General features: G+C 63.4%; 15 protein-coding genes. 8 read left to right on the top strand and 7 right to left on the bottom strand.

Annotated features, from left to right (window positions below; translation table 11 throughout):
- The first annotated feature begins 116 nt into the window (after positions 1-116).
- Positions 117-1040, top strand: coding sequence for a LysR family transcriptional regulator (locus KCG88_RS25500; RefSeq protein WP_047336124.1), 924 nt, complete (start codon positions 117-119; stop codon positions 1038-1040).
- 36 nt (positions 1041-1076) lie between these two features.
- Here KCG88_RS25500 and KCG88_RS25495 read toward each other — a convergent pair whose 3' ends face one another.
- From KCG88_RS25495 to KCG88_RS25485, 3 genes are all read right to left on the bottom strand, one after another.
- Positions 1077-1805 (bottom strand): aspartate/glutamate racemase family protein, encoded by a 729-nt coding sequence (locus tag KCG88_RS25495; RefSeq protein WP_047284841.1) that lies wholly within the window; start codon positions 1803-1805, stop codon positions 1077-1079.
- Between the two features lie 59 nt (positions 1806-1864).
- A complete protein-coding gene (locus tag KCG88_RS25490) occupies positions 1865-3406 on the bottom strand; it encodes an NCS1 family nucleobase:cation symporter-1 (RefSeq protein ID WP_210713370.1) in 1542 nt (513 codons plus the stop codon).
- A gap of 488 nt (positions 3407-3894) precedes the next feature.
- Complete coding sequence (locus KCG88_RS25485) at positions 3895-4632, bottom strand: phosphoadenylyl-sulfate reductase (protein WP_282598264.1); 738 nt, start codon at positions 4630-4632, stop codon at positions 3895-3897.
- 172 nt (positions 4633-4804) lie between these two features.
- Here KCG88_RS25485 and thrH point away from each other — a divergent pair, with 172 nt between their 5' ends.
- Positions 4805-5422, top strand: coding sequence for a bifunctional phosphoserine phosphatase/homoserine phosphotransferase ThrH (thrH, locus tag KCG88_RS25480; protein ID WP_015634738.1), 618 nt, complete (start codon positions 4805-4807; stop codon positions 5420-5422).
- Positions 5423-5653: 231 nt separating this feature from the next.
- On the opposite strand, the gene pabB is transcribed toward thrH, so the two are convergent.
- The 4 genes from pabB to KCG88_RS25460 form a co-directional block, all read right to left on the bottom strand.
- Positions 5654-6997 carry an aminodeoxychorismate synthase component I gene (gene pabB, locus KCG88_RS25475; protein WP_210713368.1) on the bottom strand — a complete coding sequence of 448 codons (1344 nt, stop codon included), beginning with the start codon at positions 6995-6997 and terminating at the stop codon, positions 5654-5656.
- A 175-nt stretch (positions 6998-7172) separates the two neighbouring features.
- The gene (locus tag KCG88_RS25470; protein ID WP_015634740.1) at positions 7173-8159 is read right to left on the bottom strand and encodes an alpha-L-glutamate ligase-like protein; all 987 of its coding nucleotides are present in this window, start codon (positions 8157-8159) and stop codon (positions 7173-7175) included.
- Complete coding sequence (locus tag KCG88_RS25465) at positions 8159-9691, bottom strand: inactive transglutaminase family protein (RefSeq protein WP_047284846.1); 1533 nt, start codon at positions 9689-9691, stop codon at positions 8159-8161. The genes KCG88_RS25470 and KCG88_RS25465 overlap by 1 nt, the downstream gene beginning before the upstream one ends.
- Positions 9692-9696: 5 nt before the next feature.
- Complete coding sequence (locus KCG88_RS25460; RefSeq protein ID WP_011060179.1) at positions 9697-10233, bottom strand: ATP-dependent zinc protease; 537 nt, start codon at positions 10231-10233, stop codon at positions 9697-9699.
- A gap of 268 nt (positions 10234-10501) precedes the next feature.
- On the opposite strand from KCG88_RS25460, the gene KCG88_RS25455 reads away from it, so the two are divergent.
- The 6 genes from KCG88_RS25455 (at position 10502) to prpD (ending at position 19102) form a co-directional block, all read left to right on the top strand.
- Positions 10502-11224 (top strand): GntR family transcriptional regulator, encoded by a 723-nt coding sequence (locus KCG88_RS25455; protein ID WP_011060180.1) that lies wholly within the window; start codon positions 10502-10504, stop codon positions 11222-11224.
- On the top strand, positions 11221-12114 hold the full coding sequence (prpB, locus tag KCG88_RS25450) for a methylisocitrate lyase (RefSeq protein ID WP_011060181.1): 894 nt from the start codon (positions 11221-11223) through the stop codon (positions 12112-12114). The genes KCG88_RS25455 and prpB overlap by 4 nt, the downstream gene beginning before the upstream one ends.
- A gap of 151 nt (positions 12115-12265) precedes the next feature.
- Positions 12266-13393 carry a 2-methylcitrate synthase gene (prpC, locus tag KCG88_RS25445; RefSeq protein WP_047284850.1) on the top strand — a complete coding sequence of 376 codons (1128 nt, stop codon included), beginning with the start codon at positions 12266-12268 and terminating at the stop codon, positions 13391-13393.
- A 200-nt stretch (positions 13394-13593) separates the two neighbouring features.
- Entirely contained in the window at positions 13594-16188 is a 2595-nt protein-coding gene (acnD, locus tag KCG88_RS25440) for a Fe/S-dependent 2-methylisocitrate dehydratase AcnD (protein WP_011060183.1), read from the top strand.
- A gap of 61 nt (positions 16189-16249) precedes the next feature.
- Entirely contained in the window at positions 16250-17440 is a 1191-nt protein-coding gene (gene prpF, locus KCG88_RS25435) for a 2-methylaconitate cis-trans isomerase PrpF (RefSeq protein ID WP_047284855.1), read from the top strand.
- Between the two features lie 177 nt (positions 17441-17617).
- Positions 17618-19102, top strand: coding sequence for a 2-methylcitrate dehydratase (prpD, locus tag KCG88_RS25430; RefSeq protein WP_210713367.1), 1485 nt, complete (start codon positions 17618-17620; stop codon positions 19100-19102).
- Positions 19103-19210: the final 108 nt, after the last annotated feature.

Below are 19210 nucleotides of genomic sequence, written 5' to 3'. Positions count from 1 at the left end.
TCCAGAGATTCAAGGCCGGGTGCCTTGTGCTTGGAGCGAGTATCTGCCGCTGGTTAGCCTCTGAGTAGCCGGTAATCCCTATACTCTGTGTAAACCAGAAGTTTAGAGTGGCTCTTATGGAAGCCTTCAGCAGTATCGAATGTTTTGTCCGCAGCGCTGAAGTCGGCAGCTTTGCCGAGGCGGCGCGGCGGCTCGGGCTGACCCCGGCGGCGGTGGGCAAGAGCGTGGCCAAGCTGGAAACCCGGGTTGGTGTGCGCCTGTTCCAGCGCAGTACCCGGCGCCTGACCCTGACCGAGGCCGGCCACCTGTTCCTCGCGGAAGTCGCCGACAGCCTGCAGACCATCCAGAACGCGGTCAGCACCCTGGCCGATGCCCAGGGGCGCCCGGCGGGGACGCTCAAGGTCAGCATGGGTACAGTGTTCGGCGGGCTGTACATAGTGCCGATGCTCGGCGCCTTTTTGCGCCGCTACCCGGATATTCATCCCGACTGGCATTTCGACAACCGCCAGGTGGACCTGATCGGCCAAGGTTTCGATGCGGCCATTGGCGGCGGTTTCGAATTGCCCCAGGGAGTGGTCGCCCGGCGGCTGTCACCGGCTCACCGGGTGCTGGTGGCAAGTGCCGATTACCTGCGGGGGCGGGCACCGATCAACGGGCCCGAAGACCTGCGGCATTGCCGGGGGATTCTTATCCGCTCCCCCCAGACCGGGCGCATCCGCACCTGGCAGATGACCGGTCGGGGAGGGCTGATGTGCCCGCTGGAGCTCAAGGCCAGCATGACCATGAGCGATTCCGAGGCCGCCTGCATCGCCGCGGCCCAAGGGCTGGGCCTGGCCTTGGTGAGCATGCCGTTTGCCGTCAATTACCTGCGTTCCGGGGCCTTGCAACGGGTGCTGCCGGACTGGTACGTGGACGATGGCTTTACCTCAATCTACTACGCCGAGCACAAGATGCTCCCGGGCAAGACGCGGGCTTTTGTCGACTTCGTCATTGAGCAGTTCGCCGAGCAAGGCCTGGCTCAGGCCTTTAGCGCCTTGTAGGAACCGGCCTGTCGACGACTCTAGGTACCGCCGGCCTCAGCGCCCCGCCCGCAAGGGCCAGCCCAGCACTCGCTTGGGCCGGGGCGTGGCATAGGTGCGTACCTTGGAGGTGGATAGCCCCAGACGCACCAGGGACTCGGCAATGGTCACTGCTGCCGTTACTCCGTCCACCACCGGCACCCCGGTGCGCTGGCGAATCTGTTCATCCAGGCCGGCCATGCCGCCGCAGCCCAGGCAGATGACTTCGGCCTTGTCCTCGGTCACCGCCCGTTCGGCCTGGCGCACGATGGCTTCCACGGCGCGCAGCGGGTCTTCCTCCAGCTCCAGTACCGCCAGGCCGCTGGCCCGCACCGAGGCGCAGCGGTCATAAAGGCCGGAGAGCTTGAGCCGGTCTTCAATCAGCGGCACGGTGCGGTCCAGGGTGGTGACCACCGAGTAGGCGTGGCCAAGGAACAGGGCAGTGCTGGCGGCGGCGTCGGTGATGTCCACCACTGGCACGTTCAGCAGTTCCTGCAAGCCTTCGCGGCCGTGCTCGCCGTAGCCGGCCTGGATCACCGCGTCATAGGGCTGGTCGTAGGCCAGCACCCGGTCCATTACGGCGATGGCCGCCAGGTAGCTTTCGAAGTTGCCTTCCACCGATTCGGCGCCGAAGTAGGGGGTCAGGCCGATGATCTCGGTACCCGGCGCTGCCACGCTTTGTGCCTGATGGGCGATGGCCTGGGTAATGGAGTCGGTGGTGTTGACGTTGACCACGAGAATTCGCATGAGGGTTCCTTGCAGGTTGGGCAGTTCAGGCCCGGCGCGCCGGGCCGGGCCGGGCAGGTTCAATGGCTGACGTTGTCCACGGCGATGCTTTCGCCGCTGACGTCCGCGTAGCCGGGTTGGCGCTTGGCGATGATCAGGTAGAGCATGCCGGCGATGCCGGCGCCGATCAGCCAGGAGAATGGCGAGACACTGGCAAAACCTGGCACCAGGGCCAGCACGATGGCGATCAGCGCCGCGGGAATAAAGGCCGCCACTGCCCGCAGGTTGACCCCGCGGCTGTAGAAATAGGCGCCTTGCGGGTCTTCGCTATAGAGCTGCGGCACGTTGACCTGGGCTTTGCGCAGGATCCAGTAGTCCACCATGATCACCCCGTACAGCGGGCCGAGCAGGGCGCCCAGCCCGGAGAGGAAATACACGATCACCAGCGGGCTGTTGTACAGGTTCCACGGCAGGATCAGCACCGCCAGCGCCGCGCTGATCAGCCCGGCGCGGCGGAAGGTCAGGTACTTGGGCGCCAGGTTGCTGAGGACGAAGGCCGGGGCGACGAAGTTGGCCATGATGTTTACCGCCACGGTAACGATCAGAAAGGCCAGGCAGCCCAGGACCAGGAACAGTGTGTTGGGGATCGAGGCGATGATCTCGGTGGGGCTTTCGATGACCCGGCCATTGATCTGGAACTGCGCGCCGCACAGCAGCACGGTGATGGTGGCGAACACCAGGATGTTCACCGGCAGGCCCCAGAAATTGCCGACCTTGATGGTCTTGCGGCACGGCGAGGAACGGGCGAAGTCGCAGAAGTTGAGGATCAGGGTGCCGTAGATTGCCAGCCACAGGGCGCCGCCGGCGAAGATCTGCCGCCACATTTCCCCGCCGCTCAGAGGTTCGCGGATCGACCAGGCGATCTGCCCGTCGGCCTGGGTGTACATCCAGGCGGCCAGGCAGGCCACGGTCAGCAGAATGATCGGCCCGGCGAAGGCTTCGTAGCGCCGGATCATTTCCATGCCATAGGCGAGAATCGCCAGTTGCACCAGCCAGATCACCAGGAAGCAGGCCCAGCCCAGGGTCGAGAGGCCGAGGATCGAGTCGTGGTCGTAATCGGCGAAGCCCGGATGGATGGCCGTGAGCAGCACGCGAAACACCACCGAGGCCAGGTAGGTCTGGATGCCGAACCAGGCGATGGCGATCACCGCCCGGATGAGTGCCGGAATCTGCGCGCCATGGATGCCGAAGCTGATGCGACTGATCACCGGGAACGGCACCCCGGTCTTCTGCCCCATGTAGCCGGACAGGTTCATGAAGAGATACACCAGCGCCGCGCCTATCCCCAGGGACAGCAGGATCTGCCAGCCGCCCAGGCCCAGGGCATAGAGGCCGATGGCGAAGGAGTAGTTGGCGATGTTGTGCACATCGTTGGTCCACAAGGCGAAGATGCTGTAGCCACCCCAGCGCCGGCCTTCGACCTTGGTCGGTGCCAGGTCGCGGTTGTGCAGGCGTGGGCTGAGCGCGATGGGGGCCGCATCGGCGACCGGTTGTTGGACGTTGTGCGAATGCAGCGAGGAGGGCAGATCCAGTGCGATGTTGTTGGAAGGGCTGGTACGCATTCCGGCATGCTCCTGACTCCGGCCCTGGATGACTGTGCTTGAGCGAGGGGGCTCGACAATCTTCGTCACAGGGGAGGAATCACTGGGTTCGGGGCATCTGCAGCTTGAGTCGTGGGTCAGGCGTGCGGACGGTTGGTGTATGTATGTTTTGGTTTTTTTGTATACAAAACATGCATCCACTAAAGCCACTTCTGTGCCAATTTCACGAATATGAAATGGGCTGCTGATTTCGTTTTGTTATGGGTTGTTCCTAACCTTCTGAAAAGACGAGATTAAAAATTGACCGTTTGAACAGGTATTTATTTTTCGCCAGGCACGGCTTGACGCCCAATGGATATCGGCGCGGGAAAGGCTTGTAACCTTTTGGGGCGGGGAGTGTTTGAAGTGCACACAAAAATGGCACCGACGGTGACATTCTTGTGTACAGGTTTTGTTGCGGGTTGGCTTTTCGGTGCGGGCGTCCTTCAGGCGCGCCCGCAGGGAAGGGGTCAGGCTTTGCTGATGATGTTGCCGGCGTGCAAGCCGCATTCTTTCTGGGTGGCTTCCTCCCACCACCAGCGGCCTTCGCGCTCGTGCTGGTTGGGCAGTACCGGGCGGGTGCAGGGCTCGCAGCCGATGCTGATGAAGCCGCGTTCATGCAGGCTGTTGTAGGGCAGTTCGAGCATGCGGATGTAACCCCAGATTTCCTCGCTGCTCATTTGCGCCAGTGGGTTGAACTTGTACAGGGTGCGCTCCGGCGTGGAGAAGGCTGTGTCGACTTCCATCACCGCCACCTGGCTGCGGGTGCCCGGGCTCTGATCACGGCGCTGGCCGGTGGCCCAGGCGCTGACGGTGGACAGCTTGCGCCGCAGCGGCTCGATCTTGCGGATACCGCAGCACTCGCCATGGCCGTCCTTATAGAAGCTGAACAGGCCCTTTTCCTTGACGAAGGGTTCGAGCTTGCTGTGGTCCGGCGAGATCAGCTCGATCTGGATCTTGTAGTGCTCACGCACCTGATCGATGAAACGGTAGGTTTCCGGGTGCAGGCGGCCGGTATCCAGGCTGAACACCTTGACGTTCTTGTTCAGCTTCCAGGCCATGTCCACCAGCACCACATCCTCGGCGCCGCTGAAGGAGATCCACAGGTCGTCACCGAACTGGGCGAAGGCCAGCTTCAGAATGTCCTGGGCGGATTTGTTGGCATAGGTCGCGGCGAGTTCAGCGACGTCGAACGATGGGTTCATCAGGGCGGTTTCCTGCAGGTCGGTGGCGCTGTGCGCTCTATAGGGGGGCGATCTTAACAAAATCCACACGGCCCTGGCGTGCTTGTCTGCGTTGCGCCTCTCGGGGTGAATCGCTAGAGTTCGGCAGTCCTTTTACTCGCTCAATTCAAATAATCAGAACCAATGGGAGTGTCTTGTGGAAATTGCCTGTCTCGATCTGGAAGGTGTGCTGGTCCCGGAAATCTGGATCGCCTTTGCCGAAAAAACCGGGATTGAATCCCTCAAGGCAACCACCCGGGATATTCCCGACTACGACGTGCTGATGAAACAGCGCCTGCGGATTCTCGACGAACACGGCCTGAAGCTTTCGGACATCCAGGAAGTGATCGCCACCCTCAAGCCACTGGACGGCGCGGTGGAGTTCGTCAACTGGCTGCGCGAGCGCTTCCAGGTGGTGATCCTTTCCGACACCTTCTATGAATTTTCCCAGCCCCTGATGCGCCAGCTGGGCTTTCCGACCCTGCTTTGCCACCGCCTGATCACAGATGACGGCGGCCGGGTGACCGGCTATCAGTTGCGCCAGAAAGACCCCAAGCGCCAGTCGGTGCTGGCCTTCAAGAGCCTGTACTACCGGGTGATTGCGGCGGGGGATTCCTACAACGACACGACGATGCTTGGCGAGGCGGATGCCGGCATCCTATTTCACGCCCCGGACAACGTGATCCGCGAGTTCCCGCAGTTCCCGGCGGTGCACAGCTTTGCCGAGCTGAAGCAGGAGTTCATCAAGGCTTCCAACCGCACCTTGAGCCTGTAAGCCGGTTCGCCGGCGAAGAGCCCCTTGGATTTTTCACAAATCCTGCCGACGCCTTCGCTGGCAAGCCAGCTCCTACGGGTGGGAGAACGAGGCGCTCTTGTAGGAGCCGGCTTGCCGGCGAAGGGGCTCCAGGATTTTGCGCAAATCCTGCCGACGCTTTCGCTGGCAAGCCAGCTCCTACGGGGGGGAACGAGGCGCTCTTGTAGGAGCCGGCTTGCCGGCGAAGGGGCCCTAAAGCCCCTGCAGCGTCTCCAGCAACACCCGCACCTTGGTGATGGATTCCTGGTATTCCTCCTGCCAGTCGGAATCCGCGACGATTCCGCCGCCGCCCCAGCAGCAGATCTGCCCATCCTTGGCCAGCAGGCTGCGGATGGCGATCGAACTGTCCATTTCTCCGCGCACGTCCAGGTACAGCAGCGAACCGCAGTACAGCGCACGTCGCGTGGGCTCCAGTTCGTCGATGATCTGCATCGAGCGGATCTTCGGCGCGCCGGTGATCGAGCCGCCGGGAAAGCTGCCGGCGATCAGGTCCAGTGCGTCCTTGCCATCCGCCAGCTCGCCAGTGACGCTGCTCACCAGGTGGTGCACGTTGGGGTAGCTTTCCAGGCTGAACAGCTCCGGTACCCGTACCGAGCCTATGCGGCAGGTACGCCCCAGGTCGTTGCGCAGCAGGTCGACGATCATCAGGTTTTCCGCCCGGTCCTTGGGGCTGGACAGTAGCTCGGCGGCGTTGGCCGCGTCTTCGGCAGCGTCCCGGCCACGCGGTCGGGTGCCCTTGATCGGCCGGGTTTCCACCCGGCCCCGGCTGACGTGGACAAAGCGCTCCGGCGACAGGCTCAGCACCGCACCGCCTTGCGGCAGCCGCTGGAAACCCGAGAACGGGGTCGGGCAGGCGGCGCGCAGGGCGCAATAGGCCGCCCAGGGATCCCCCTGGTACTGGCCGCGAAAGCGTTGGGCGAAGTTCACCTGATAGCAGTCGCCGGCCTGGATGTAGTGCTGGATGCGCTGGAACGCCTGGCGGTAGTCCTCGGCGCTCAGATCAGCCAGCATGGCGCCGGTCAGCTTGAATGCCGGCTGCGACGCGGGCAGCGGTTGGCTGAACAGTTGAATCAGGCGCTGGCGCTCGGTGTCATCCAGGCTGGGGTGGAACACCAGCTGGCTGGTGCCTGCCTGGTGGTCGTTGATCAGCGCCCAGGCATACAGGCCAAAGCGTGCGTCGGGCAGTTGCAGGTCATCCCGGGCCTGGCTTGGCAGGCGCTCCAGATGGCGGCCGAAGTCATAGCTGAGGTAGCCGATCAGGCCGCCGGCGAAGGGCAGTTCATAAGGAGCGGGTAGTTGCGCCGGGCCCAGTTGCCCCAGGTTGTCCCGCAGGCGCTGGAGAAAGCCCCTGCCGCTTTCTTCGGCGGCCACGGTCAACTGCGCCAGTGGCCAGGCGCTGAGCAGGTCATAGCGACCGCGCTCGGCGCTGGGCCGGCCGCTGTCCAGCAGCACGGCGCCGGGGGCGTGCTCGATTGCCGCGAAATACTCGGCGGGGTTGGTGCGGTAGGGGAGCGGATGTACGGAACAGGTCAACATGCGGGGCAAATCAGCCATCGGAGCGCGGTTGGCGATTGTATGCCTCTGCAGGAGTTGCTCCTAGAGGGGATGTCGGCGATTGCCCGGTTCGTGGCGTATTCACCGACTTGTAGCCGCTGCCGCAGGCTGCGAAAAGGTCCGCAGGACCTTCCGTTCGCCCCCGCGGCAGGCGCTATCAGCCTTCCACGGCAGGGATATGGCCGAACAGTTCCTGGGCGAAGCGTACCCGCTCTTCGACGCTTTCCTCGATGCCCTGGGCCTTGAGTTCCTCAAGGTGGGCTTCGATGGCGTGGGTACGCTGGGTCAGGCCGCAGTCGTTGGCGATCTGGATATTCAGCCCCGGCCGCGCGTTGAGTTCGAGAATCAGCGGACCCTTGTCCTGGTCCAGCACCATGTCCACGCCGATGTAGCCCAGGCCGCAGAGTTCGTAGCAGCCGGCCGCCAGCTTCATGAAGCCGTCCCAGTAGGGCAGTTGCACGCCGTCCACCGCATTGGTGGTGTCCGGGTGCTTGGTGATGATGTTGTTCAGCCAGGTACCGCGCAGGGTCAGGCCGGTGGCCAGGTCGACCCCGACGCCGATGGCGCCCTGGTGCAGGTTGGCCTTGCCCCCGGACTGGCGGGTCGGCAGGCGCAGCATGGCCATCACCGGGTAGCCCATGAGCACGATGATGCGGATGTCCGGCACGCCTTCATAGCTGATGCTCTTGAAGATCTGGTCGGGGGTCACCCGGTACTCGATCAGCGCCCGGTCGCGGTGGCCGCCCAGGGAATACAGGCCGGTGAGGATGCTGGAGATATGGTGCTCGATCTCTTCGTGGCTGATGATCTTGCCGGACACCGTGCGATAGCGGCCCTCGAAGCGGTCGGCGATCACGATGATCCCGTCACCTCCGGCGCCCTGGGCCGGCTTGATCACGAAGTCGTTGCGCCCTTTGAGGATCTCGCCGAGCTTGTCGATTTCCTTCTCGGTGGAGATCACCCCATACAGTTCCGGCACATGGATACCGGCCTTGATCGCCCGTTCCTTGGTGATGATCTTGTCATCGACGATGGGGTACAGGCTGCGCTTGTTGTACTTGAGCACGTAGTCGGCATTACGCCGGTTGATGCCCATGATTCCCCGCGCTTCCAGGGCTTTCCAGGTCTTCCACAGGCCGAACATCAGGAGTCGGCCTTGACGAAGGCTTTGAAACGTACCAGCTCCGTCAGGCGGTAGCCGCGGTAGCGACCCATCGCCAGCATGAAGCCCACCAGGATCAGCAACATCGCGGGGAAGGTAAAGACGAAGTAGGTGAGTTCCGGCACGCTCATGATCAGGTGCGCCAGGGAGGCGGCGAACAGGGTACCGATGGCGACTTTCATCGCATGGCCGCCGCCGCGCTCTTCCCAGGTGATGGACAGGCGTTCGATGGTCATGGTCAGGATCACCATCGGGAACAGCGCCACCGACAGGCCGCGTTCCAGGCCCAGCTTGTGGCTGAACAGGCTGATGGCGGCGATCAGCACCACGACGAAGGTCAGTACCACCGAGAGTCGCGGCAACATCTGCAACTTCAAGTGTTCGAGGTAGGAGCGCAAGGACAGCCCGAGCGCGGTGATCACCGTGAACAGCACGATGCCAAAGCCCAACTGGGTCTCGCGGAAGGCCAGGGCGATCAGCACCGGGGTGAAGGTGCCGAGGGTCTGCAGGCCGATCAGGTTGCGCAGCACCAGGATCACCAGCACGCCGATGGGGATCATCACCATGATCATGAAGGTCTGCTGGGTCTGCAGCGGCAGGCCGTACAGCGAGTATTCGAGGAAGTTGGCGTCGGTGTTCTCGTCGGTCAGCTTGGCCAGGCGAATGGCGTTCATTTCGCTGTTGTTGAGGCTGAAGGTGACGTTGGCTTTCTTGCCGCCATCGACGGTGATCAGGTTGTCGTCGCCGGTCCACCACAGCAGGCGGTCGCTGGGCATGCCCTGCTCACCGGTTTCCGGGTTGAAGTACAGCCAGTCGGTGCCGTTGAAGCTGCGCAGCCAGAGCTCCGGGGTCTGCGGCTGGTCGGCCACCAGGCGGATGGTGTGGACCTTTTCCATCGGCACGTGGGCAATGGACAGCAGCAGCTCGACGATCTTGGCCTTGTTGGCGCTGGACGGGTCGCCGGCCAGCAACAGCTTGGCGTTGTCGTCATTGGCGTTGTTGACCCGCTTGATGGCTTCGCTGATGAAGGTCTCGACGTCGGCCGAATGCTGGCGGATCGGCGCCAGCAGGGCGTCGGCGGCGATCTTTTCCGGGCCTTCCACGGCCATGCTGTCACGGAAGGTCGGGCCCTTGACCTTGGCTTTCTCGGCGCTGTAGCGCTTGGTCAGCACCAGGCGGTAGTAGAGGGTCTGGTTGCCCTTGGCCCGGCGCGCCGACCAGGTGACCTTGCGGTTGCCGTCGACGCGGTTCACCGCCACCCCGTAGTTGTTGGAAATGAAGCTCTCGTTGAGGCTCACGTAATCGCGGCTCAGGGGCGGCACGAACATCTGGATCTTGATCGGGTCCTTGCCGTTGGCGACGAACTCGACCTTGGCATCGATGTTCCACAGATCGTCGGTAGCGTCTTCGGTCACCGGAATGCCGAGCACGAAGATCTGATAGGCCGTGATCGAAATGCCCAGCACCACCAGGATGGCGATCAGGACTTTCAGATGAAGGGTAAGAGAGCGCATTGGAATTACTCTGCGGTATGAGCGTCGGTGGCGCAGGCGGGTTTGCCAGCAGCGTATTTAAGACTGGGGTCGACCAGCGCATCGAAGCGTTTCAGGGCTTCGGAGCCGATCAGGAGTGGGTATTGGAATGCGCTGCGGTCGGTCAAGTTCACTTCGATGCTGCGCAAGGCGCTGCCCATGCAGACATCCAGGGCGATGACCGGCCGTGCGGTGTAGTTCTTGTCCTCATCGGGGTCGTAGTCGCCGGCGCGGCGCTTGATCTTGCTGACCCGGGCCAGAGGCCGTTCGATGGGATGGGAATGGGCGGCGTCGATCGCCAGGTAGAAACGCACCCAGGACTCGCCGTTGCGCTTGAAGCGCTTGATGTCGCGGGCACTCAGGGAAGCGGTCTTGGCCCCGGTGTCGAGCTTGGCCGCGACCTCCAGGTCGATGCCGGACAGCCGGGCGTATTCATTCAAGCCGTAGACAGTCTTGCCGGCGGCGGCGCTGATGCCGGGCAGGGCAAGCAGGCAGAGCAGTAGGGGAAGGGCCTTGAGTCTCATAGATCCTGATGGGCATGGGTTCTTCAGTTCAAGGCGACCGGCATTGCTGCGCAAGCTCCCTCGTATGCGTGCCATAAAAAGATGACAGGCCAATGCGGGCGGCATTCTAGCACGCTGGTTTTATGGCGCCAGCGCCGGGGGGCGGGCCTTTTGTCTTGCCCTGGCGCTTAGGGTTATTAGACGATTGTCGACAATCTCTATTTTTCCTTTGACTGTTTTCGGCGTATTGGCTAATTTTTGCCTCATTGATTTTAAAGGTGTCGACAATATGCTGGATCAACTCGAACACCCGATGCAGGCTCAGGACGATTCCGAAACCCTGTCCGAAAACGTCTTCCGGCGGATCCAGGCAGCCATCGTCAAGGGCGAGATCGCCCCGGGCAGCAAGATCTCCGAGCCTGAACTGGCGCGCACCTACGGCATCAGTCGCGGCCCGCTGCGCGAGGCCATCCACCGCCTGGAAGGTCAGCGCCTGCTGGTGCGGGTGCCCCACGTTGGCGCCCGGGTGGTCTCCCTGAGCCATGCCGAGCTGATCGAACTCTACGAAATCCGGGAATCCCTGGAAGGCATGGCCTGCCGCCTGGCGGCCGAGCGCATGACCACCGAGGAAATCGACGAACTGCGCCGGGTGCTCGATACCCACGAACGCGATGCGGCGTTCCAGGCCGGCGTCGGCTACTACCAGCAGGAAGGGGACTTCGACTTCCACTACCGGATCATCCAGGGCGCCGGCAACCGCACCCTCACGCAAATGCTCTGCGGCGAGCTGTACCAACTGGTGCGCATGTACCGCATCCAGTTTTCCGCGACCCCCAACCGCCCGCACCAGGCCTTTGCCGAACACCACCGGATTCTCGATGCCATTGCCGATCGCGACGGCGAACTGGCCGAGTTGTTGATGCGCCGCCACATCGGCGCCTCGAAACGCAATATCGCGCGTCACTACCAGGACAGCGCCCATCAGACAGCCACTCCACGAGGTGAGTCATGAGTTCCAACAAGAGCACTCCAGGCCAGCGTTTCCGCGATGCGGTCGCCAGCGAACAGCCGTTGCAAGTGGTCGGCGCGATCAACGCCAACCATGCCCTGCTGGCCAAGCGCGCCGGTTTCAAGGCCATCTACCTGTCGGGCGGCGGGGTCGCTGCCGGCTCCCTCGGCGTGCCTGACCTGGGCATTACCGGTCTCGACGACGTCCTTACCGATGTGCGTCGTATCACCGACGTCTGCGACCTGCCGCTGCTGGTGGACGTGGACACCGGTTTCGGTTCGTCGGCCTTCAACGTGGCGCGCACCGTCAAGTCGATGATCAAGTTCGGTGCCGCGGCGATCCATATCGAAGACCAGGTCGGCGCCAAGCGCTGCGGTCACCGCCCTAACAAGGAGATCGTTTCCCAGCAGGAAATGGTCGACCGCATCAAGGCCGCGGTGGATGCCCGTACCGACGACAGCTTCGTGATCATGGCGCGCACCGACGCCCTGGCGGTGGAAGGCCTGGAGTCGGCCCTGGAACGCGCCGCGGCGTGCATCGAGGCCGGCGCCGACATGGTGTTCCCGGAAGCCATCACCGAGCTCGAAATGTACAAGATCTTCGCCGATCGGGTGAAAGCTCCGATCCTGGCCAACATCACTGAGTTCGGCGCCACCCCGCTGTACACCACCGAACAGTTGAAATCCGTGGATGTTTCCCTGGTGCTGTACCCGCTGTCGGCCTTCCGTGCCATGAACAAGGCCGCAGAAAACGTCTACACCGCGATCCGTCGCGACGGCACCCAGCAAAACGTGATCGACACCATGCAGACCCGCATGGAACTGTACGAGCGCATCGATTACCACAGCTTCGAGCAGAAGCTCGATGCGCTGTTCGCGCAGAAGAAAGGCTGAATCAATCCCTGTGGGAACGAGCTGGCTCGCGATGGTCGTCGACGCTAATGCGCGGGCCTGGATCGCGGGCAAGCTCGCTCCTACAGTGTCGGGGTGAGTCCCGAACCGTGAAGTTGCCAAGTCCCTAACAAATTCAAGATTGGAGAGAGCAATGGCCGAAGCAAAAGTATTGAGTGGTGCAGGTCTGCGCGGCCAGGTGGCCGGGCAAACCGCGTTGTCCACCGTGGGCCAGGCCGGTGCCGGGTTGACCTACCGCGGCTATGACGTGCGCGAACTGGCGGCCGATGCGCAGTTCGAGGAAGTCGCCTACCTGTTGTTGTACGGCGACCTGCCGACCCAGGAACAACTGGCCGCCTACAGCGCCAAGCTGAGCAAGCTGCGCGACCTGCCACAGGCGTTGAAGGAAGTGCTGGAGCGCATACCGGCCCAGGCCCATCCGATGGATGTGATGCGTACCGGTTGCTCGTTCCTGGGCAACATCGAGCCGGAGAAGGACTTCTCCCAGCAGCACGATGTCACCGACCGCCTGCTGGCGGCCTTCCCGGCGATCATGTGCTACTGGTACCGCTTCAGCCACGAAGGCGTGCGCATCAATTGCGTCAGCGACGAGCAGACCATCGGTGGCCACTTCCTGCACTTGCTGCACGGCAAGAAGCCCAGTGACTTGCACGTCAAGGTGATGAACGTTTCGCTGATCCTCTATGCCGAGCACGAATTCAACGCCTCCACCTTCACCGCGCGGGTCTGTGCCTCGACCCTGTCGGACCTCTATTCCTGTGTCACCGCGGCCATCGGTTCGCTGCGCGGCCCGTTGCATGGCGGCGCCAACGAAGCGGCCATGGAGCTGATCGAACGCTTCCAGAGCCCCGAGCAGGCGACTGCCGAGTTGCTGCGGATGCTCGAGCGCAAGGACAAGATCATGGGCTTTGGCCATGCGATCTACAAAGACAGCGACCCGCGCAACGAGGTGATCAAGGGCTGGTCGCAGAAGCTGGCTGACGAAGTCGGTGACAAGGTGCTGTTCCCGGTGTCCGAAGCCATCGACAAGACCATGTGGGAGCAGAAGAAACTCTTCCCCAATGCCGACTTCTACCACGCCTCGGCGTACCACTTCATGGGCATCCCGACCAAGCTGTTCACCCCGATCTTCGTCTGCTCGCGCCTGACTGGCTGGGCCGCCCACGTGTTCGAGCAGCGTGCCAACAACCGCATCATCCGTCCAAGCGCCGAGTACATCGGCGTTGAACAGCGCAAGTTCGTGCCAATCGAGCGCCGCTGACCGGGAGGGCGCCGGTACTGTTGATTGAATGCACCGCAGCACCTGTAGGAGCGAGCTTGCTCGCGATAGCGATGGTTCAGCCGACGCGATGTCGGATCTGCTTCAGTCATCGCGAGCAAGCTCGCTCCTACAGGGGATAGATGCCCATTCAACACGGTGCCAGGCGCTCCCTTTGAAACTACCGTGACCGAGCCCTGACCATGAACAGTGAATTTCGCAAGACGCTGCCCGGCAGCCAACTGGACTATTTCGACGCCCGGGCGGCGGTCGATGCGCTTAAGCCAGGCGCCTACGACAGCCTGCCCTACACCTCCCGCGTACTGGCGGAAAACCTGGTGCGCCGCTGTGATCCGGCAACCCTCAACGCCTCCCTCGGCCAACTGATAGAGCGCCGCGACGACCTGGACTTCCCCTGGTTCCCGGCCCGCGTGGTGTGCCACGACATTCTCGGCCAGACCGCACTGGTGGACCTGGCCGGCCTGCGTGACGCCATCGCCGACCAGGGCGGTGACCCGGCGCTGGTCAACCCGGTAGTGCCGACCCAGTTGATCGTCGACCACTCCCTGGCCGTGGAGTGCGGCGGTTTCGACCCGGACGCCTTCGACAAGAACCGCGCCATCGAAGATCGGCGCAACGAAGACCGCTTCCACTTCATCAACTGGACCAAGAAGGCCTTCAAGAACGTCGACGTGATCCCGCCCGGCAACGGCATCATGCACCAGATCAACCTGGAGAAAATGTCCCCGGTGATCCAGGTGCTCGACGGCGTGGCCTTTCCTGATACCTGCGTCGGCACCGACAGCCACACCCCCCACGTGGATGCGCTGGGGGTGATCGCCATCGGCGTGGGCGGCCTGGAAGCCGAGAGTGTGATGCTCGGCCGCGCCTCGTGGATGCGCCTGCCGGACATCATCGGCGTCGAGCTCACCGGCAAGCTGCAACCGGGCATCACCGCCACCGACATGGTGCTGGCGCTGACCGAGTTCCTGCGCAAGCAGAAAGTGGTGGGGGCCTGGCTGGAGTTCTTTGGCGAAGGTGCCGCGGCGCTGACCCTGGGCGACCGCGCCACCATCTCCAACATGGCGCCGGAATACGGCGCCACGGCGGCGATGTTCTACATCGACCAGCAAACCATCGACTACCTCAAGCTCACCGGCCGTGAAGACGAGCAGGTGCGCCTGGTAGAGAGCTACGCCAGGCACACTGGGCTGTGGGCCGACAGCCTGAAGAGCGCACGCTACGAGCGCGGCCTGCAGTTCGACCTGTCGTCGGTGGTGCGCAACATGGCCGGGCCGAGCAACCCGCACGCCCGGGTCGCCACCAGCGACCTGGCGGCCAAGGGCATCGCCGGGCAGTGGTCCGAAACCCCGGGGCAAATGCCGGACGGCGCGGTGATCATCGCCGCCATCACCAGTTGCACCAACACCAGCAACCCGCGCAACGTGATCGCCGCCGGCCTGCTGGCGCGCAACGCCAACAAGCTGGGGCTGACCCGCAAGCCGTGGGTCAAGTCATCCCTGGCTCCGGGTTCGAAAACCGTGGCCATGTACCTGGAAGAGGCCGGCCTGGGCCATGAGCTGGAGCAACTGGGCTTTGGCGTGGTGGCTTTTGCCTGCACCACTTGCAATGGCATGTCCGGTGCCCTCGACCCGGTGATCCAGAAGGAAATCATCGACCGCGACCTGTACGCCACCGCCGTGCTCTCGGGCAACCGCAACTTCGATGGGCGCATCCACCCTTACGCCAAGCAGGCGTTCCTGGCTTCGCCGCCGCTGGTGGTGGCCTACGCCATCGCCGGCACCATCCGTTTCGATATCGAGAAGGATGTGCTGGGCCTGGACGCCAACGGCCGGGAAATCCGCCTCAAGGACATCTGGCCGAGCGATGAAGAGATCGACGCGGTGGTCAAGGCAGCGGTCAAGCCGGAGCAGTTCCGCAAGGTCTACATCCCGATGTTCGCCATCCACGAAGACACCGGCCCGAAAGTCGAGCCGCTGTATGAATGGCGCCCGCAGAGCACCTACATCCGCCGTCCGCCTTACTGGGAAGGGGCCCTGGCCGGTGAGCGCAGCCTGACCGGGATGCGTCCGCTGGCGGTGCTGCCGGACAACATCACCACCGACCACCTGTCGCCGTCCAACGCCATCATGGCGGGCAGCGCGGCGGGCGAGTACCTGGCGAAAATGGGCCTGCCGGAAGAGGACTTCAACTCCTACGCGACTCACCGTGGCGACCACTTGACCGCTCAGCGCGCGACCTTCGCCAACCCGAAACTGTTCAACGAAATGGTCCAGGAAAACGGCAAGGTCAAGCAGGGTTCCCTGGCGCGGATCGAGCCGGAAGGCAAAGTGACGCGGATGTGGGAAGCCATCGAAACCTACATGCAGCGCAAGCAACCGCTGATCATCGTTGCCGGTGCCGACTACGGCCAGGGCTCGTCCCGCGACTGGGCAGCCAAGGGCGTGCGGCTGGCGGGGGTGGAAGCCATCGTCGCCGAAGGCTTCGAGCGCATCCACCGTACCAACCTGGTGGGCATGGGCGTGCTGCCGCTGGAGTTCCTCGCGGGCACCGACCGCAAGACCCTGGGCATCGACGGCACTGAAACCTACGACGTGATCGGCGCGCGCACGCCTCGGGCGCAACTGACCCTGGTGATCAACCGCAAGAACGGCGAGCGGCTTGAGGTGCCGGTGACCTGCCGCCTCGATACCGCCGAAGAGGTATCGATCTACGAGGCGGGCGGGGTGCTGCAACGCTTCGCCCAGGACTTCCTGGAATCGGCAGTAGCCAGCTAAGCAACGTACCGGGGGCGGGCCGCAAGGCGCCGCCCCCGGTCATTATCGGGACCTGAAATTCATGGCATTCGTAGCGCAGATCAAGATTCCCGCCACCTACATGCGTGGCGGCACCAGCAAGGGCGTGTTCTTCAACCTGCAGGACCTGCCCGAGGCGGCCCAACTGCCGGGCGCAGCCCGTGATGCCCTGCTGTTGCGGGTGATCGGCAGCCCCGATCCCTATGACAAGCAGATCGACGGCATGGGCGGCGCCACCTCCAGTACCAGCAAGACGGTGATCCTCTCCAAGAGCATCAAGGCCGACCACGACGTCGACTACCTGTTCGGCCAGGTGGCCATCGACAAGGCCTTTGTCGACTGGAGCGGCAACTGCGGCAACCTCTCGGCGGCGGTGGGCTCTTTCGCCATCAGCAGCGGCCTGGTGGACCCGGCGCGCATTCCGCAGAACGGCGTGGCGGTGGTGCGCATCTGGCAGGCCAATATCGGCAAGAGCATCATCGCCCACGTGCCGATCACCAATGGCGAGGTCCAGGAAACCGGTGATTTCGAGCTGGACGGCGTGACGTTCCCGGCGGCCGAAGTGCAGCTGGAATTCCTTGACCCTGCGGCCGAGGAAGAGGGCGCGGGCGGTTCGATGTTCCCCACCGGCAACCTGGTGGACGACCTGGAAGTGCCCGGTGTCGGCACCTTCAAGGCGACGCTGATCAATGCCGGGATTCCGACGATCTTCGTCAACGCCGCAGACATCGGCTATCGCGGCACCGAGCTGCAGGGCGATATCAATGGCGACCCCAAGGCCCTGGCGATGTTCGAGACCATCCGCGCCCATGGCGCCCTGCGCATGGGCCTGATCAAACACCTGGATGAAGCCGCCCAGCGCCAGCACACGCCGAAAGTGGCCTTTGTCGCCGCGCCTGCGGATTACCAGGCCTCCAGCGGCAAGGCGATCAAGGCCGGGGACGTCGACCTGCTAGTGCGGGCCATGTCCATGGGCAAGCTGCACCACGCGATGATGGGCACCGCGGCGGTGGCCATAGGTACCGCGGCGGCGATTCCCGGAACCCTGGTCAACCTGGCGGCCGGTGGTGGCGCGCGCAGCGCGGTACGTTTCGGCCATCCCTCGGGCACCTTGCGCGTCGGCGCCGAAGCCACCCGGAGCGGCGGTGACTGGACGGTGGTCAAGGCCATCATGAGCCGCAGCGCGCGGGTGCTGATGGAAGGCTGGGTGCGAGTGCCCGGCGACAGTTTCTAGAAAGAAAAGCGCTTGCGGTGGAGGGGCTTGCTGTCCAGCGGGAGCAACCCCCCTCGCCACAGCCGCTGGTTGTGATTGAATCGCTGAGCAGGCGCAGACCTGCGATGCCGTTATTGACCTGAACCTGTCACTGAGGAATCGACCCCACCTACCATCCTGTACTGGAGTGAAGCGCTCATGAGCAGCAACGTTGACCTGAACAACCGTCCCGATTACGACCAGGTCCTGCAGGACATTGCCGATTACGTCCTGGATTATTCCATCGACTCCCGAGAAGCCCTCGACACCGCACGCAATTGCCTGATGGACACCCTGGGCTGCGGCCTGCTGGCCCTGCGTTTTCCCGAATGCACCAAGCACCTGGGGCCGATCGTCGAAGGCACCGTGGTGCCTTTCGGTGCTCGGGTGCCCGGCACCAGCTATCGCCTCGACCCGGTGAAGGCGGCCTGGGACATCGGCTGCATCGTGCGCTGGCTGGACTACAACGACACCTGGCTCGCGGCCGAATGGGGCCACCCCTCGGACAACCTCGGGGGAATTCTCGCGGTGGCCGATCACCTGTCACAAAAGCGCGTGGCCAATGGCGAAGCGCCGCTGACCATGGGTGACGTGCTCAAGGCCATGATCATGGCCCATGAGATTCAAGGCGTGATCGCCCTGGAAAACTCCTTCAACCGGGTCGGACTCGATCATGTGCTGCTGGTAAAAGTGGCTTCCACTGCGGTGTGCGCCAAGCTGATGGGGGCCAATCGCGAGCAGTTGCTGGCGGCACTGTCCCAGGCCTTTGTCGATGGCCAGGCGCTGCGCACCTATCGCCACGCACCCAATGCCGGTTCGCGCAAATCCTGGGCGGCGGGGGATGCCTCCAGCCGTGGAGTGCGCCTGGCGGATATCGCCCTGCGTGGCGAGATGGGCATTCCCGGCGTCCTGACGGCGCCGCAGTGGGGCTTCTATGACGTGCTGTTCAGCCATACCAACAAGGACCTGGCGCTCAAACCCGAAGGCCAGCGGCAGTTGCGCCTGACGCAGAAATACGCCAGCTACGTGATGGAAAACGTGCTGTTCAAGATCAGTTTCCCGGCAGAATTCCATGCGCAAACGGCCTGCGAAGCGGCGGTGACCTTGCATCCTCTGGTGCGCAACCGTCTGCACGAAATCGATCGCATCGTCATCACCACCCATGAGTCGGCGATCCGCATCATTTCCAAGGTCGGGCCGCTGGCCAATGCCGCCGACCGCGACCACTGCCTGCAATACATGACCGCCGTGCCCCTGGCCTTCGGCACCCTGTCGGCCGAGCATTACGAGGACGATTTCCATGCCGCGCACCCGATCATCGATCAGTTGCGCGAGAAGATGCACATCGTCGAAGAGCCTCGCTACACCCGTGAATACCTGGAAGCCGACAAGCGCTCCATTGCCAATGCGATCCAGGTGTTCTTCAAGGACGGCTCCAGCACCGAGCAGGTCGCGGTGGAATACCCCATCGGCCACCGGCGCCGCCGCGCCGAAGGCATCCCGCTGCTGGAAGACAAGTTCAAGGCCAACCTGGCCACGCGCTTCACGGCCCAGCGTTCGACGCAGATTTTCCAGCTGTGCAAGGATCAGGCGCGGCTTGAGGCGACGCCGGTGCACCGGTTCGTCGACCTGCTGGTGATCTGAAACCACCCTTGTAGGAGCGAGCTTGCTCGCGATGAACGTCAATGATGTCGCGGGCTCGCTGGGCGGACGCGGTGTCCTTGAAGCTTCGCGAGCAAGCTCGCTCCTACG

This window comes from Pseudomonas sp. MWU349, from assembly GCF_017947325.1.
Taxonomy (GTDB): domain Bacteria; phylum Pseudomonadota; class Gammaproteobacteria; order Pseudomonadales; family Pseudomonadaceae; genus Aquipseudomonas; species Aquipseudomonas protegens.
The sequence above is the reverse complement of the archived record's forward strand: the minus strand, read 5'-3'. Positions and strand labels throughout refer to the sequence as shown.